This window comes from Burkholderia seminalis (assembly GCF_001718535.1).
GTDB classification, from domain to species: domain Bacteria; phylum Pseudomonadota; class Gammaproteobacteria; order Burkholderiales; family Burkholderiaceae; genus Burkholderia; species Burkholderia seminalis.
The window spans coordinates 541,837-556,739 of sequence record NZ_CP013399.1 but is presented as its reverse complement, the minus strand read 5'-3'; the positions used below and the strand labels follow the sequence as shown (position 1 = coordinate 556,739).

Below are 14,903 nucleotides of genomic sequence, written 5' to 3'. Positions count from 1 at the left end.
CCATGATCGAACGCATTCTGGTCGTTTGCGACGGCAATGCATGTCGCAGCCCGATGGCGAGCGCGATGCTGGCGCGCGCACTGCCGTCGGTGCACGTGCATTGCGCCGGGCTGATCGCGCTGGCCGGGCGGCCGGCCGCACAGGCCGCGATCGACGTCATGCGCGAACGCGGCTTCGACATCACGTCCCATATCGCGCAGCCGGTGCATCTCGGCCACGTGCGCGCATCGCAGCTGATTCTCGCGATGACGCTCGTGCAATGCCGCGAGATCGAGCGCCGCTATCCGTTCGCGCGGGGTCGCGTATTCCAGCTCGACCATGCGACGAAGCGCGATATCGCGGATCCCGTCGGCAAGTCGGCGGACGTGTTCGATGCGGTGGCGCATCACATCGAGCGCGCGGTCGCGTACTGGATCGCGCGGATTCCGGCGGCCATCGCACGGGGAGGCCGCTGATGCGCGCTCGCCACTTCGCGCTGCTCGCCGGCCTGGCGTGCATGTCGGCCGCGCATGGTAGCGCGCCGGCGGCGCGCCCCGCGACGAGCGCTGCGCCGAATCCGCCGCGGTGGATCACCGGTCTTGTGGACCCCGCGTCACACACGTCGAATCCCTGGCGCGGTTCGATCGCGAAGCCGGCGGTCGCATCCGGCGTCGCCGTGCCGTCGGCCGGCAATTATGCGCCGCTGCCGGTCGAGCGGCAGATGCGTGCGTTGTCGAGCGATGCGCTGGGCATGCCGACCGTGCATCGCGCGCGCAGTGCGCGACGCGTCCCGATTCGGACACCCGCCGGGGCCGGCGGCACGGCGGGCGACTGGCCGGGCATCGTGCCGCCCTGGTCCCGCTCGCCATGGTGATCGATCGGCAGGCACGGGACGGGGGCGAGACGAGTCGCGCCCTCGATCGACGTCATGAAAACAACCGCGAGCAACGCGCCACGGACGGCATGAACGACAGCGCGACAGACGAGGCAGCAATGGGTAATGCATTCGACGTGATATCGACAGGCAGCAGACGGGGCCGCGCGTTGGCGCCGCTCGTGCTGTCGGTGTTCCTGACGGCATGTGCGGTCGCACCCGGCATGCGAATGACCGGTTCGCAGGAACTGCCGGTGGCCAGCACACGTAACGGCGAGCCGGCGCGGTCGCTCGATGTGCCGATCCGGGAAATCGACGTCAACCTGCTGAAATCGATGCGCGACGACAGCGATGCGACCGAGAACGTCGACACGCTGCTGCGCGAGCGCGCGAAGGGCGGCTATCGGATCGGCGCCGGCGACGTGCTGCAGATCACGGTGTGGGATCACCCCGAGCTGTCCGCCGCGGCGCCGACGAGCCAGTCGTCGTCGACGCAACGGCCGAGCGATCCCGTCAACGGCTTCGTCGTCGATGACACCGGGAGCGTGCAGTTTCCGTATGTCGGCACGATCGCGGTCGCGGGCCGGACGACGACCGAGGTCCGCGATGCGTTTCGCGTCGCGCTGACGAAGACCTTCCGCGATCCGCAGGTCACCGTGCGCGTGACGTCGTACCGCAGCCAGCAGGTGTACGTCGAGGGGGAAGTGCGCAATCCGGGCGGCCAGCCGATCAACGACGTGCCGATGACGCTGATCGAGGCGCTCGATCGCGCGGGCGGCCTGCAACCCACGGCCGACCGTAGCCGGATCGAGCTGATGCGCGGCGACGAGCATTACGTGCTGAATCTGTCGCAGCTCGTTGCACGACGGATCGACCCGGCCCGCATCCTGTTGCGCAACCGGGACGTGCTGCGCGTGCAGTCGCGCGAGGACAGCGGTGCATTCGTGATGGGCGAGGTCGCGAAGCCGACGCTCGCGTTGCCGCTGCGCGACGGTTCGTTGACGCTCGGCGACGCATTGCAGCAGGCCGGCAGCTTCAACAGCGGCACCGCCGACACCGCGCAGGTCTATGTGATTCGCGGTCGCGGCTCGAGCACGCCCGATGTGTTTCATCTCGACGCGAAGTCGCCGGTCGCGATGGTGCTCGCGAACGACTTCAGGCTCGCGCCGAAGGACGTCGTCTACGTCGACGGCAACGGCCTCGTCCGACTCAGCCGCGTGCTGTCGTTGCTGCTGCCCGCCATCAATGCCGGCATGACCGGCGCGCTGGTCGCGAAATGAACCGCCGGAACCCGATAGACACTGGATTTGCCATGACCGACCCTTCCGAAGCACGGCTGTACGACGCGGCGTTGTACGACGAGGCCCCCCTTTCGTCGTACGTCGACATCGTGCTGGCACGGTGGCGGCTGGTACTCGGCATCGCGGCCGGCGTGTTCCTGCTGGGGCTGCTGTACGTCGTGTTCGCGACGCCGATCTACCGGGTCGACGCGACGATCCAGGTCAACGAATCGACGACGGCCGGCAATTCGCCGCTGCACGACATCGCGGCATTGCTCGACAACGGCAGCACGACCGCCGCCGAACTCGAACTCGTGCGCGCGCGCATGGTGATCGACCAGGTCGTGTCGAAGCAGCATCTCAACATCATCGCCGAACCGCGCTATTTCCCGTTGATCGGCCGCTGGGTCGCACGCCGCTACCGGGACGACGGCGTGGCGCCGCCGCTGTGGGGGTTGTCGCGGTTTGCATGGGGCGGCGAGCGGTTCAACGTCGCCGCGTTCGGGACGGTCGGCAAGAAGAGCCACGACGGCATCGACGTGCTGGACGGGATCGGGTTCACCGTGACAGCCGAAGGCGGCGGTCGCTACGTGCTTCGGGACGAGGACGACGACGTCGTGCTGAAGGGCGCGGTGGGCGTGCCGGCGCACGGGGCGTTCAAGGGACAGCCGCTGACGCTGCTGGTCGCGGATCTCGATGCCCGCCCGGGCACGGTGCTGCGGCTCAAGCGCATCCCGCAGCTCGAGGCGGTGTCGCAACTCCAGGACGATCTGACCGTCGAGGAGAAGGCCAAGCAGTCCGGCATCCTGTCCGTCACGCTCGAGGGTGACGACAAGGCGCGCATCCGGGAAATCCTGAAGGCCGTGGTCGACGGTTATGTCGCGCAGAACCGCGATTACCGGAGCGAGGAGGCCGCCGCGACGCTGAAATCGCTCGAGGCCAGCATGCCGACGGTCGAGAAGACGCTGAAGGATGCCGAGGAACGGTACGCGGCATTTCGTTCGCGTACGCGCACGGTCGACCTCGACGAACAGGGCAAGTTGCTGCTCGGTCAGGAAGTGGACATCGAGACGCGCACGCTCGAACTCAAGCAGAAGCGCGTCGACCTGATCGCGCGATTCGCCGATGGCCATCCGGCCGTGCAGGCCCTCGACGCCAACCTCGCGGAACTGGCGGGCAAGGCACAGGAACTGAAGGCGCTCGAAGCAAGGTTGCCGGGTACGGAGCGGGAAGGTCTCGCGGTGCTGCGCGACGTGCGCGTCAACACCGAGCTGTACACCAACCTGTTGAATACCGCGCAACAGCTCAAGATCGCCCGGCAAAGCGAGATCGGCAACGTGCGGGCCGTCGACGAGCCGGTGCTGCCGGTGAAGCCGGTCAAGCCCAAGCGCCTGCTGCTGGTCGCGCTGTCGCTGTGTGTCGGGCTCGCTCTGGGCGTGGCTGCCCCGTTCGCGCAACGCGCGGTTTGGGGGCGCGTCGAGCACTCCGAGCACCTCGAGCAGGCGCTGGGCGTGCCGGTCTATGCGGTGGTCCCGCACAGCCGCGAGCAGCGACGCCTGGTGCGAAGCCAGCAACGCGCGGCCCAGGGCGCGCATGTGCTCGCGTCGGAAATTCCCGAGGACGTGACCGTCGACGCGATCCGCAGCCTGCGCACGACGCTGCAGTTCACGCTGTCCGAGTCGGGGCACCACGTGATCATGGTCACGAGCCCGCAGCCCAATGCGGGCAAATCGTTCCTTTGCGCGAACCTGGCGTCGCTGTTCGCTTCGGGCGGCAAGCGCGTGCTGCTGATCGACGCGGATATCCGCCGCGGCCAGGCGCACCGTCACTTCGGCTTGCAACCGGCGCCGGGCCTGCCCGACGCGATCGCGAGCGGCACGCTCGAGCGCGGCGTGCAGCGTTCGGCAATCGCCGGCGTCGATGTGCTGGCGCGCGGTGCGGTTGCGCGCACCTCGGAGCTGTTCACCGACGGCCGCTTCAAGGGGCTGCTCGACACGGCGTCGCGGCTCTACGACATCGTTATCGTCGATACGGCGCCGATCCTCGCGCTGCACGACGCGGCGTCCATCGGCCGCCACGGCGCGACGACGCTGCTGTGCGTCCGGCATGGCCGCAGTTCGATGCCGGAGATCCGCGAGGCCGAACGTCGCCTGCGCAACGCGGGCATCGCGATCAGCGGCGTCGTGCTGAACGACGTGCCGCGGCGTCAGGCCGTCTACGGTGCGTATGGCGAAGGGAACTACGCGTATGAAACCGAGCACTGAGCCCGCGCTGCGCGACCTTGCGCCGCGCGCCGCGAACGGCCATGCGTGGTCCGGCGGCGAGCGGCTCGGCGCGCGCACCGTGCGCGGCCTGGCATGGGCGCTGGTGCAGGCCTGGGGCGGCAAGCTCGTCACGCTCGTCACGTACCTGCTGGTCGCGCGCTGGCTCGGCCCGGCCGACGTCGGGCTCGCGGCGGCCGTCACGCTGTCGCTGTCGCTGGTCCTGATGATCGCCGAGGGCGGGCTGGGCGACGCGGTGGTGCAGCGCGCGACGCTCGACGACGACGATCTCGAATGGCCGTTCGTGTTGTCGATCGCGATGGCCGTCGTGCTCGCGGCCGTGCTGTTCGCCATGGCCGGGCATGTCGAGACCTGGCTGGGCGTACCGGGCCTCGCGCCTTACCTGCGGGTGGCCTGCGTATTCGTCCCGATCGGCTCGGCCAGTTCGTTCCAGGAGGGACTGTACAAGCGGCGGCTGGATTTCCGCACGCTGGCGATGCGTCAACTCGTGGCGGTGAGCGTCGCGGGCGCCGTGGCGGTCGCGCTGGCGGTGGCGGGTGCCGGTGCGTGGAGCCTGATCGCGCAGGCGGCGACCTTCATGACGATGTCCGCGTTCTGGCTCTGGCGCAAACCGGTCTGGCGTCCGCGCGGCCGGCGCAACGCGTCGACTTTCTGGCCCATCGCGCGCTTCGGCGGCCACGTCGTCGCGGCGCGGCTGATCGACTGGTGGGCGACGCGCACCGTCGACCTGATCGTCGTCGCGCTGTACGGCGCGGCCGGGCTGGGCATCTACGCGATCGGCGCGCGGCTCTACCAGACGGCGCTGGAACTGCTGTGCCGCGCCGCGACCGACGTCGCGCTCGCGGTGCTGTCGCGCGTCGCGCACGACGCGGGGAAAATGGCGGCCACCTACCTCGACGTCACGGGGCTGGCCGCGATGGCCGCGGCGCCGCTGTTCGTGCTGATGGCCGTCATGAGCCGCGACATCACCATCGTGCTGTTCGGCGCGCGCTGGGCCGACAGTGCCGCGGTCATGACGCCGCTGATGGCGCTCGGCGCAGTCCAGACGGTCCAGTTCGTCAACGGCGCATTCCTGTCGGCGCGCGGCCGCCCCGGCGTCACGATGTGGCTGACGGTCGTCAAGCTCGTGCTGGTGCTGGGCGCGATGCTGTGCCTGCCGTCGCACGATGTCGCCGGGCTGGCGTGGCTGTACGTCGGTGCGGTGCTGTTCATCACGCCGCTCAGCTTCGGCGCCGTCGTCGTCGAACTGTCGGTCGACCCGGGCCGCCTGCTGGGACGGCTCGTGCCGCCCTATCTGATCGCGCTCGGCTGCGCGCTGCTCGTCTCGCGGCTCGGCGCATGGCTCGGCGGCGTGCCGGTCATGGCCCGGTTGGTCCTGCTGATCGTCTGCTTCGTCGCCGCGTATGCCGGCGCGACCTGGATGCTGCGTCGTCAGGCCGCCCGGCAAACCGTGTCGATGCTGATCGCGTTGCGCGATGCGAGGAAAGCGGCATGAACGGCCTCGTCCGGCAGGTGCCGCGGCAGCATGCGGCGTCGCCCGGTGCGGCGCCGGCCGCGCCGCGCGCGCGCTTCGATCTCGCGGATGCCGTGCTGCTCGTGCTGCTGCTGCTGAACGCGATCCAGTTCCTGAAGATCGGCGGCGCGCAGCTCGGCCAGTTGTTCGCGGTGCTTGTGCTGCCGGTGCTGCTGGTGCGGCGCCGGATCCCTGTCGGCGCATGGGAAATCTGGACCTTCACGCTGTTCGTCGGCGCCGCGCTGTCGACGACGTTCCTGTCCGGCTATCCGCACTTCAAGGCGGCCGAGCAGATCGTGAAATTCGTGTTCGTGATGCCGGCGTTCTATCTGATCGGCCGTTACTACGGCGCACGGGCGCGCCAGCGGCCGCTGCCGTTCGGCTATGTCGCGATCACGGGATTCCTGGCGTTCCAGTATGCGCTGCAGCACTTCGACGTCCCGGTGCTGTACGAGAAAGTCGATTTCATGCAGAACGCGATTCACGGTTCGTTCAAGGAGCGGAACTGGTTCGCCGCGTTCTTCTTCCTGAGCGCCTATGCATGTTTCCTGCAGTCGCCGCGCCGCATTCCCGACGTCGTGAAGTTCGTGGTGCTCGCACTGGTCGTGACGCTGCTGAGCGAATCGAAGACGGTGCTGATCGCGTGCGCGATCGTGATCCTGTTCCAGGTGCGCGGCTACTTCTTCGCGAAAGCGCTGACGATGGCCGCCGGCGCCGGGTTCTATCTGTACATGTTCACGCGCGAGCTGACCGGCGACCAGTTGCAGGTCCGCCTGCAGCAGGAGCGCGGGCTGGCCTTCACGGAATCGATCAAGCTGGTCGGCCGCGACTGGATCGGTCACGGCTTCGGCTTCGTCGAACACTACTTCTCGCACTCGGCCGTCGCCGTGCGCGGGCTCGGCGAGGGCACGAGTGCCGTCTTCTGCGCGCCGCTGGACCTGATGCTGGTCGCCGGCCCGATCGGGCTGCTCGCGTGGGCGGTGTTCTTCGGCGGCCTCGGCCAGGGCCGGCGCGCGATGGTCATGCTGGCGCCGATCGCCGCCTGGTCGCTGATCAACCCGATGCACCAGAGCGAAACGTCGTACCTGTTCATCGGCTACCTCGCGTCGTTCGCCCTCGCTCCTCGGGCGGCACCCCGCAAAGCACGCACCGCGCCGCGCGTCGCGCGGCCCCGATCCTTTTTTCCGTCCGGGTCTATTCGATGAAATTCTCCCTCATCATGGCGACGCTCGGCCGCAGCGACGAGATCGAGCGCATGTTCGACTCGCTGCTGCTGCAGGCCTATGCCGACCTCGAAGTCATCGTCGTCGACCAGAATCCGGACGATCGCGTCGAGCGGATCGTCGACCGGTATCGCGACCGGCTGACCATCGTCCACCTGCGATCGGAGAAGGGCAAGTCGCGCGCGACGAACGTCGGGCTGAAGGCCGTGACGGGCGACGTGGTCGGCTTTCCCGACGACGACTGCTGGTATCGGCCCGGGATGCTCCATGCGGTCGCGGCGCGCCTGTCGGCCGACAGCACGATCGACGGCATGACCGGGATGAGCGTCGACGCCGCGGGCAGGCCGTCGCAAGGACGATGGGCGACGTCGGCGCAGACCGTGAACCGTTTCAACGTGTGGGTGTGCGCGACGTCGTACACGATCTTCCTGCGCCGGACTGCCGTCGCCGCGGCGGGGCAGTTCGACGTCGACCTGGGCGTCGGCGCGACCTCGCGCTGGGGCGCGGGGGAAGAGGTGGATTTCCTGGTCCGCGCGTTGCGGGCCGGATGCCGGATCGACTACGACCCGCACCTGCGCGTGCATCATCCCGAGCCGCTGGCCGTGCTCGACGAGCATGCGTATGCGCGCGGACGACGCTACAACCGCGGGTTCGGGCACGTGCTGCGCATCAATCGTTATCCGCTCGCGTACGTCCTCTACATGATCGCGCGGCCCGTGGCCGGCTGCGTGCTGTCGTGCGCGCGCCGCAATCCCCGCCGGGCGAAGTACTACTGGATCGCCGCATCGCATCGGCTGCTGGGCTGGATGGACTGAACGATGAGCACGATCCTCTCCCCGTCGACGGACAGCGCCGATCGCGCCGGTCGCGTCGAGCGCGCACCGCTCACGGTCTACACCGACACGCGCTGGCCGGTCGGCACCGGCATCCACAACGTGATGGCGGCCTATGCCGAGCGTGCACCGTCGACCGTGCGCATCGCGCCGCTGACGGTCGGCGGCGGTGTCGCGCATCCGTTGTCGCCGCTGGCGTTGAGCCGGGCGCTGCGGCGGCTGCCGGCCCGCAACGCAGTGTTCTGGAATCCCGGGTTCGTTCCGGCCACGTTGCCCGACTTCCCGTCGGTCGTCGTCGTGCACGACCTCACGCATCGCCACTTCTATACGCGTGCGCACCGCTTCTACTACGACACGATCCTCCGGCCGTTGTACCGGCGTTGCACGGCGATCGTCTGCGTGTCCGAGTTCACGCGCGACGAATTCCTGCGCTGGTCGGGCATGCCGCCCGAGCGCGTTCACGCGATCCACAACGGCACCGACGACGCGTACCGGCGCAATCGCGACACGCTCGGCTATCCATTTCCGTACGTGCTGTATCCGGGCAACCGGCGCAACTACAAGAACCTGCACCGGCTGATCGAGGCGTTCGGCGCGAGCGGGCTGTTGCCGCTCGGCGTGCGCCTGATGCTGACCGGCGAACCCGACCCGGCGCTGCTTGCGCATGCCGCGCAGCACCGGTGCGCCGACGGGCTCGTGTTCGCGGGGGTCCTGCCGAACGATGCGATGCCGAAGCTGTACCGCGGCGCGCTGTTCGTCGCGTTCGTATCGCAGTACGAAGGTTTCGGCTTGCCGATTCTCGAGGCGATGGCGTCCGACGTGCCCGTGCTGACGTCGATCGTGTCGGCGATGCCGGAAGTGGCAGGGGCCGCCGCGATGCTCGTCAATCCGCTGTCGGTCGTCGATATCGCGGTCGCGATGCGCCGGCTCGGCACGGAGGCCGCATCGCGCGACGCGCTCGTCGCGCGGGGCCGGGAGCAGATCCACCGGTTCGACTGGAACGCATCGGCGAGCAAGTTCTGGCGGCTCGTCGAGCAGGTCGGCGCGTCGGCATGACGCGCCCGTCAATCAACAGAGCCGGGCAAACCGGCCGATACCATCAATCACGGCGCGGGGTATCACGATGGAAACGGAAGGAAGAATCAGCGTCATCGTCGTCAATTACGGCACGCCCGACCTGACGATACGATGCGTGGCGTCATTGACGTCGTTACGCGTCGCGTTTGCCGACGATATCGTCGTCGTCGAGAATGCGTCGCCGGACGACTCGTATGCGCGGTTGCGACGCGAACTGCCGCACGGCGTGAGGCTGTTGCGTGCCGCATGCAATCGCGGTTTCGGGTCGGGTGTGAACTTCGGCATGGCCGCCTGCCGGCGCGACTACGTGCTGGTGGTCAATCCCGATACGCGTTTCAGCGAGAACGGGCTGGCCAGGGTGCTGGACCTGCTCGACGCGCGCCCGGAGGCCGGGCTCGTCGGGCTCGATCTGCAGTATCCCGACGGTCGCCGCCAGTATTCGGCACGGCGGTTCTACAGCTGGCTCGACATCCTGGCGCGCCGCACCGCGCTCGGCCGCTCGAACCGCTTCCGCGCGCGGATGGCTCGGCATCTGATGATCGATGCCTGGTCGTGCGGCAGCCCGTTCGACGCCGAATGGGTGATGGGAACGGGGTTCGTGGTGCGACGCGACCTGTTCGAGTCGCTCGGCGGCATGGACGAATCGTATTTCCTCTACATGGAGGATGTCGATCTGTGCGCACGGACCTGGCTTGCCGGTTATCGCGTGCTCGGCATGCCGGGCGTCACGCTCGTGCACGAGCATCAGCGGCAGTCGGCGGCGAGCCCCGTCTCCCGTGCGGGACGCCATCATCTGCGCAGCCTGTGGCGGTTCTATCGCAAATTCCACGTGCCGTTGTCGTTGCCGCCCGGCGTGTCGCGGATCGCCCGGCAATGACGCCAGTCCGTCCGTCTCGCGTCGTCCGGTGTGCCGTGGCCGCCGCGCTGTACGCGCTGGTCATGCACGGCGCGGATGGCGCGCAGCCCGTGCCGCCGGCGTCGCGCGTGCTGCTCGCGCGGGACGGCGTCGCGCGCTACGGCGTGCGCGCCGGTGCGGCGGATGCCGTCACACGGCACGCGGCCGACGAGATTGCCGACTACCTGTCGCGCATCAGCGGCGCGTCGTTCGCCGTGTCGGACGACGGCCAGGACCGGACACCCGCGATCGTCGTCGGCGGCGAGCATGCGGCGCAACGATGCGGGCCGGCCAACGCGGCGGGGCTCGGCAGCGACGGCTTCGTCGTCTGCCGCAGCGGCGCCGACCTCGTCATCGCCGGTGGGACGCCGCGCGGCACGCTGTTCGGCGCGTACTGGTGGCTCGACCGCAAGCTGGGCGTGAAGTGGCTCGCGCCCGATGCCACCGAAGTGCCCAGGCAGGCCGAGCTTCGCGTCGACGCGACACCCGTGCGGCAGGTTCCGCGCTTCGCGTATCGCGAGGTATTGAGTGCGGAAGGCGAGGACAAGCCGTTTCGCGCGCACAACCTGCTGAACGGCGAGTCGCACGGGACGTCGTACCGCGCGTCCCCGCCCGGGATCGACATGTGGGATCGCAGCTGGCTCGCGCGGGATGGCGACGCCGACTTCTGGACGCTCGTGCCGCGCGACCGCTACGCGGCCGCTCACCCGTCCTGGTATGCGGGCGGGCAACTCGCGATGATGTCGGCCGACGTCCGCGCCACCATGGCCGCCGAGATCGTGAAGCGGCTGAAGCGTTTGCCCGATCCGGGCAGCATCTGGTTCGGCATCCGCGACATGGATTGGGGCTGGGACCCGGATCAGGCGAGTCGCGCGTTCGCCGATACGCACGGCGGCGCGCTGTCGGCCGCGTTTCTCGACATGGTGCGGGACGTGTCGGCGCAGGTCCGGGCCGCGGTGCCGGGCGCGCGTTTCGCGATGCCGGCCTATCACTGGGGCTTCACGCCGCCGGACGGCATGCAGGTGCCGGATCACGTCCGCGTCTATCCGATGACGATCCAGGTCGACTACAGCGTCGCGCTGAACGAGGACCGCAACGCGCGGCTGCGCGACGGCCTGAAGCGATGGAACGAGATCGCGCGGCACGTCACCGTCTGGGACCACGTCGTGAACTTCGGCGGCTACCTGCAGCCGACGCCGAATCTCTATCCGGTCGGCCGCAGCATTGCGTGGCTCGCCACGTTGCCGAACGTCGACGGCTACTTTGCGGAGGGCGACTGGCAGTCGCGCGGCGGCGAATTCGCGAGCCTGCGCGTGTGGCTGATCGCACGGATGCTGTGGACGCCGACGGCGGACCCGCGTGCGCTCGTCCGCGAATATTGCGACGCCTACTACGGTGCGGCGGCCCCGGCCGTCATGCGCTATATCGACCGCATGCATGCGGCGCTGCGCGCGAGCGGCGACGTGCTCGCCGAGCAGACGCCGGTCGGCATGTCGATGTATACGTACGACTTCGTTCGCGAGGCGGAACGCGATTTCGACGCGGCCGCCCGTGCCGTCGACGGTGACGCCGTGCGCGGCGCGCGCGTGCGACAGGCGCGCGTGCCGCTCGATTTCGTGATCCTGGCCCTGCGCGAGCGCTACGCGGCGCGCGCCGCGAAGGACGGCTGGGACCTCGACGTCGGCGCGCGACGCGCCCGTCTCGACGCGGCGATCGCGGCAGCAGGCATTCGTCAGTATCGGCAAAGCGGCAATCTCGCGGCACTCGGCGCGTTGCTCGATATCGACCGGCATCCCGTCGTCGCGCCGCCGCTCGTGGCGGGTCTGGCCGACGGCGACTGGCGCTCGATCGACGTGTCGCGCGTGAACCTCTACGACAGCGCGCGTTTGGTGGCCGATCCGGGTTCGCTCGACGGCGCCGCGATCGCGATGCGCGGCGATTCGGGCGCATGGGCGGTCCAGCTCAAGCTCGACAAGCTGCCGCGCGACGGGCGCTGGGATCTCTACGCATCGGTGCGCGTGCCGGAAGGCGGCGGGGCAGGCGCGGCCGCCGTGCGCGTCGGCGCGTACCCGCCGATGACGCTGCGCACCGACACGCCGGCGCGCACGCTCGACGACGCGCGATTCCGGTGGCTGCCCGTGCCGGGCGGCCCGTTCAGGTACGACGCCGATCACGAGAAAGGCATCTATGTCCACGGCGTCGGCTTCGCGCGAGGACAGTCCGTGCGCGTGGGGGCGTTCGTCGCCATTCGTCACCGTGCGCCGGACGACACGCCGCCGCCCGCTCCGCTTCAAGGAAACGCTTCATGAAAGTCGCCATCGTTTCGCCGATTCCGCTGTTTCCCGTCAACGCGGGCAATCGCAGTCGCGTCCTGAATCTCGCGCGGGCGGTGAGGTCGCTCGGCTGCGATGTGCATTTCGTCTATCTGGAATCGCGCCAGACGGGCGGCATGGATCTCGACGCGCATCGCGAGGAGTTCGGTGCGGACCGCGTGTCGGTATTGCGTCGCGCGGGCCTGGCGCTGGCGCGCTATCGGTTCAAGCGGGTCGCGTGGCTTGCGCGTCGCCTCGCCGCGAAAGCGGCCGGCAGCCGGCATGCGTATTACACGGGGCTCGACGAGCTGTTCAGCGACAGCTTCTCCGCGCAGTTGCGCGCGCTGCAGCACCGCCACGCGTTCGACGCCGTGTTCGTCGAATACGTGTTCTATTCGCGTGCGCTCGATGCGTTTCCCGATTCGGTCGTGAAGGTCGTCGACACGCACGACATCTTCGCGGACCGGCACGTGCCGTTCATCGGCCGCCCCGGTGCGAAGCGCTACATGTTTTCGATGCCGCCGGAACGGGAATGCGACGGATTGCGCCGTGCGCATGTCGCGCTGGCGATCCAGGCCGAGGAGGGCGACGCGCTGACGGCACGCCTCGGCGGCGGCGACACGCCGTCGGTCGCGGTCCTCAGTCACCTGCTCGCGTTTCCGCCGCAGGTGGACTGCGCCGGGCATGCCGACGCGACCTTTCTCGGCAGCGACAACCAGCCGAACCGCGACGCCGTGAAGTACTTCGTCGACGAGATCCTGCCGCATGTCGTGGCGCGGCTGCCGGCATTTCGCCTGCATCTCGCCGGCACGATCGCGGCGGCCGTGCCGGACGGTCCGCACCTCGTCAAGCGCGGCACCGTCGCCGAGCTGGGCGACGCGTTCGCGATCGCGCCGATCTCGATCAATCCGATGCTGCTCGGCACCGGCATCAACATCAAGCTGCTCGAGAGCATGGCGCTCGGCGTGCCGATCGTCAGCACGCGGACCGGCGCGCGCGGCCTCGGCGAACAGGACCTGCGCGGTGTGACCGTCGTGCGGGACGGCGATCCGCAGGGCTTCTCGGATGCGGTCGTCCGGCTCGCGACGGACCGCGCGCAGCGTGTCGCGCAGGGGGCCGCCGCACGCGCCGCCGCGCTGGCCTGGCACGAAACGCAGCTGGATGTCCTGCGCGAGACGCTCCGGCGGCGGCCGGTTGCAGCGCACGCGTGACGGACGCATCCATCGAAACCATCGAACCAACCAGGGGAATCGAACATGTCGAAACTGGCCGATCTGAAGCAGCGGCTGCGCGTGCGGCTGTACGTCACGCGACTGACGCGGCAATGGCGTCGCGAGGCCGCACGGCGTGCCGCGAACGACGCCGCCGCGCCCGGCGCCCATCTGCTGGTCCTGCCGTGCGACCCGTGGACGCTGGTCGGCTCGAAAGGCGACGAGGCGATGCTGCGCGCGGTCGTCGAGCGGTTGCGTGTTGCGAACGGCGCGTTGCGGGTGTCGGTCGTCACGGCCACGCCGGAGGCGGCGGACGCCGCGACCCGGCTCGGCTTTCAGGCGGTCGACGCATGGCGCGAGCCGTGGCGCCTGATGGACACCGTCGAACGGCTGGCCGCATTGCAGCCCAGCGCGGTGGTCGTCATCGGCGCGGACGTGATGGACGGCTACTACTCGCCGATGACGTCGCTGCGGTTGCTGGCGACGGCGGACCTGCTGGTCCGGCGCGGCGTGGCCGGCACGATTCTCGGCTTCAGCTTCAACCGCCAGCCGTACCGGCAACTGAGGCATGCATTCGACCAGATCGACGCGCGGCTGCTGGTCAATGTGCGCGACGGCGTGTCGCTCGACCGATTCAGGCGTTTCAGTTCGGCGCCCGCCGAGCTGGTGGCGGATTCCGCATTCATGCTTCAGCCGGACCATGCGTCGGATTGCGTCAGGGGGACGGCATCGTGGGTCGAATCGCGGCGCGCGGCCGGCGACATCGTGATCGCTTTCAACTTGCACCCGATGCTGATTCGCCGGGCCAGCGACACGGATATCGCGGCGCTCGTCGCGTCGGCGCAGGAGGCGCTTCACGGGCTCGCGGCACGGCATCGCGTCAGCGTCGTGCTGCTGTCTCACGACTATCGCGGCCGCGACGGCGACGATACCTGTCTCGAACCACTGCACGACGCCTTGACCGAGAAGATGGGCGACCGGCTGTACTACCCGCGCACCCGCATGTCGGCGGCCGAGCTGAAGGCCATTTCGGGGCAGGTCGACGGCGTGGTGACGGGCCGCATGCATCTCGCGATCGCCAGTCTTGGCATGGGCGTGCCCGTCGCGGCGCTGACCTACCAGGACAAGTTCCAGGGCCTTTTCAGTCATTTCGGGCTGCCGGACACCTTCCTGATGAAGCCTGACGAAGCAATGCGCGCGACGCGCCTGGCGGCGGTGCTCGACCGCTTCGTGTCGGAGCTTCCACAACTGCGCGACCAGGTGCATGCCGCGCTGCCGCGCGTCAAGGAGGCGTCGTGCAGGAACCTGCGCGGCGTGATCCACGCGATTCAGCCGTCGTGAGCGGGTATTCCGCCATTTTTACCCCGTTCGAAGCCGCGCCGCGCCGCGCGGGGTCGAACGGCAACCTGTCGAGTCTCGCTTGA

12 protein-coding genes are annotated in these 14,903 nt (G+C 69.1%); all 12 read left to right on the top strand.

Annotated features, from left to right (window positions below; translation table 11 throughout):
- Positions 1-2 precede the first annotated feature (2 nt).
- The 12 genes from WJ12_RS18340 to WJ12_RS36785 all read left to right on the top strand — a co-directional run bounded on the left by WJ12_RS18340 (position 3) and on the right by WJ12_RS36785 (position 14,820).
- Entirely contained in the window at positions 3-455 is a 453-nt protein-coding gene (locus tag WJ12_RS18340; protein ID WP_059557916.1) for an arsenate reductase/protein-tyrosine-phosphatase family protein, read from the top strand.
- Positions 455-853, top strand: a complete 399-nt coding sequence (locus WJ12_RS18335) for a hypothetical protein (RefSeq protein ID WP_034190963.1) — start codon at positions 455-457, stop codon at positions 851-853. The genes WJ12_RS18340 and WJ12_RS18335 overlap by 1 nt, the downstream gene beginning before the upstream one ends.
- A gap of 119 nt (positions 854-972) precedes the next feature.
- Entirely contained in the window at positions 973-2,133 is a 1,161-nt protein-coding gene (locus tag WJ12_RS18330; RefSeq protein WP_069245804.1) for a polysaccharide biosynthesis/export family protein, read from the top strand.
- A gap of 32 nt (positions 2,134-2,165) precedes the next feature.
- Positions 2,166-4,397, top strand: coding sequence for a polysaccharide biosynthesis tyrosine autokinase (locus WJ12_RS18325; protein WP_059557913.1), 2,232 nt, complete (start codon positions 2,166-2,168; stop codon positions 4,395-4,397).
- On the top strand, positions 4,381-5,910 hold the full coding sequence (locus tag WJ12_RS18320) for an oligosaccharide flippase family protein (RefSeq protein WP_049036127.1): 1,530 nt from the start codon (positions 4,381-4,383) through the stop codon (positions 5,908-5,910). The genes WJ12_RS18325 and WJ12_RS18320 overlap by 17 nt, the downstream gene beginning before the upstream one ends.
- Positions 5,907-7,133, top strand: coding sequence for a hypothetical protein (locus WJ12_RS18315; RefSeq protein WP_059557911.1), 1,227 nt, complete (start codon positions 5,907-5,909; stop codon positions 7,131-7,133). Before WJ12_RS18320 ends, WJ12_RS18315 begins: the two co-directional genes overlap by 4 nt.
- A complete protein-coding gene (locus WJ12_RS18310; RefSeq protein WP_034190966.1) occupies positions 7,130-7,966 on the top strand; it encodes a glycosyltransferase family 2 protein in 837 nt (278 codons plus the stop codon). The genes WJ12_RS18315 and WJ12_RS18310 overlap by 4 nt, the downstream gene beginning before the upstream one ends.
- A gap of 3 nt (positions 7,967-7,969) precedes the next feature.
- The gene (locus tag WJ12_RS18305) at positions 7,970-9,040 is read left to right on the top strand and encodes a glycosyltransferase family 4 protein (protein WP_049036126.1); all 1,071 of its coding nucleotides are present in this window, start codon (positions 7,970-7,972) and stop codon (positions 9,038-9,040) included.
- A gap of 67 nt (positions 9,041-9,107) precedes the next feature.
- Positions 9,108-9,938 carry a glycosyltransferase family 2 protein gene (locus WJ12_RS18300; protein WP_034190967.1) on the top strand — a complete coding sequence of 277 codons (831 nt, stop codon included), beginning with the start codon at positions 9,108-9,110 and terminating at the stop codon, positions 9,936-9,938.
- The gene (locus WJ12_RS18295; RefSeq protein ID WP_059557910.1) at positions 9,935-12,265 is read left to right on the top strand and encodes a DUF4838 domain-containing protein; all 2,331 of its coding nucleotides are present in this window, start codon (positions 9,935-9,937) and stop codon (positions 12,263-12,265) included. Before WJ12_RS18300 ends, WJ12_RS18295 begins: the two co-directional genes overlap by 4 nt.
- A complete protein-coding gene (locus WJ12_RS36790; RefSeq protein WP_063896728.1) occupies positions 12,262-13,479 on the top strand; it encodes a glycosyltransferase in 1,218 nt (405 codons plus the stop codon). Before WJ12_RS18295 ends, WJ12_RS36790 begins: the two co-directional genes overlap by 4 nt.
- A 45-nt stretch (positions 13,480-13,524) precedes the next feature.
- The gene (locus tag WJ12_RS36785) at positions 13,525-14,820 is read left to right on the top strand and encodes a polysaccharide pyruvyl transferase family protein (RefSeq protein ID WP_063896727.1); all 1,296 of its coding nucleotides are present in this window, start codon (positions 13,525-13,527) and stop codon (positions 14,818-14,820) included.
- Positions 14,821-14,903 lie beyond the last annotated feature (83 nt).

Excerpts from the sequence above, each read along its gene's own strand:
- WJ12_RS18340 (WP_059557916.1), top strand. The coding sequence starts at position 3 with ATGATCGAACGCATTCTGGTCGTTTGCGACGGCAATGCATGTCGCAGC.
- WJ12_RS18330 (WP_069245804.1), top strand. The coding sequence starts at position 973 with ATGGGTAATGCATTCGACGTGATATCGACAGGCAGCAGACGGGGCCGC.
- WJ12_RS18300 (WP_034190967.1), top strand. The coding sequence starts at position 9,108 with ATGGAAACGGAAGGAAGAATCAGCGTCATCGTCGTCAATTACGGCACG.
- WJ12_RS18315 (WP_059557911.1), top strand. The coding sequence starts at position 5,907 with ATGAACGGCCTCGTCCGGCAGGTGCCGCGGCAGCATGCGGCGTCGCCC.
- WJ12_RS36785 (WP_063896727.1), top strand. The coding sequence starts at position 13,525 with ATGTCGAAACTGGCCGATCTGAAGCAGCGGCTGCGCGTGCGGCTGTAC.
- WJ12_RS18335 (WP_034190963.1), top strand. The coding sequence starts at position 455 with ATGCGCGCTCGCCACTTCGCGCTGCTCGCCGGCCTGGCGTGCATGTCG.
- WJ12_RS18320 (WP_049036127.1), top strand. The coding sequence starts at position 4,381 with ATGAAACCGAGCACTGAGCCCGCGCTGCGCGACCTTGCGCCGCGCGCC.
- WJ12_RS18325 (WP_059557913.1), top strand. The coding sequence starts at position 2,166 with ATGACCGACCCTTCCGAAGCACGGCTGTACGACGCGGCGTTGTACGAC.
- WJ12_RS18295 (WP_059557910.1), top strand. The coding sequence starts at position 9,935 with ATGACGCCAGTCCGTCCGTCTCGCGTCGTCCGGTGTGCCGTGGCCGCC.
- WJ12_RS36790 (WP_063896728.1), top strand. The coding sequence starts at position 12,262 with ATGAAAGTCGCCATCGTTTCGCCGATTCCGCTGTTTCCCGTCAACGCG.
- WJ12_RS18305 (WP_049036126.1), top strand. The coding sequence starts at position 7,970 with ATGAGCACGATCCTCTCCCCGTCGACGGACAGCGCCGATCGCGCCGGT.
- WJ12_RS18310 (WP_034190966.1), top strand. The coding sequence starts at position 7,130 with ATGAAATTCTCCCTCATCATGGCGACGCTCGGCCGCAGCGACGAGATC.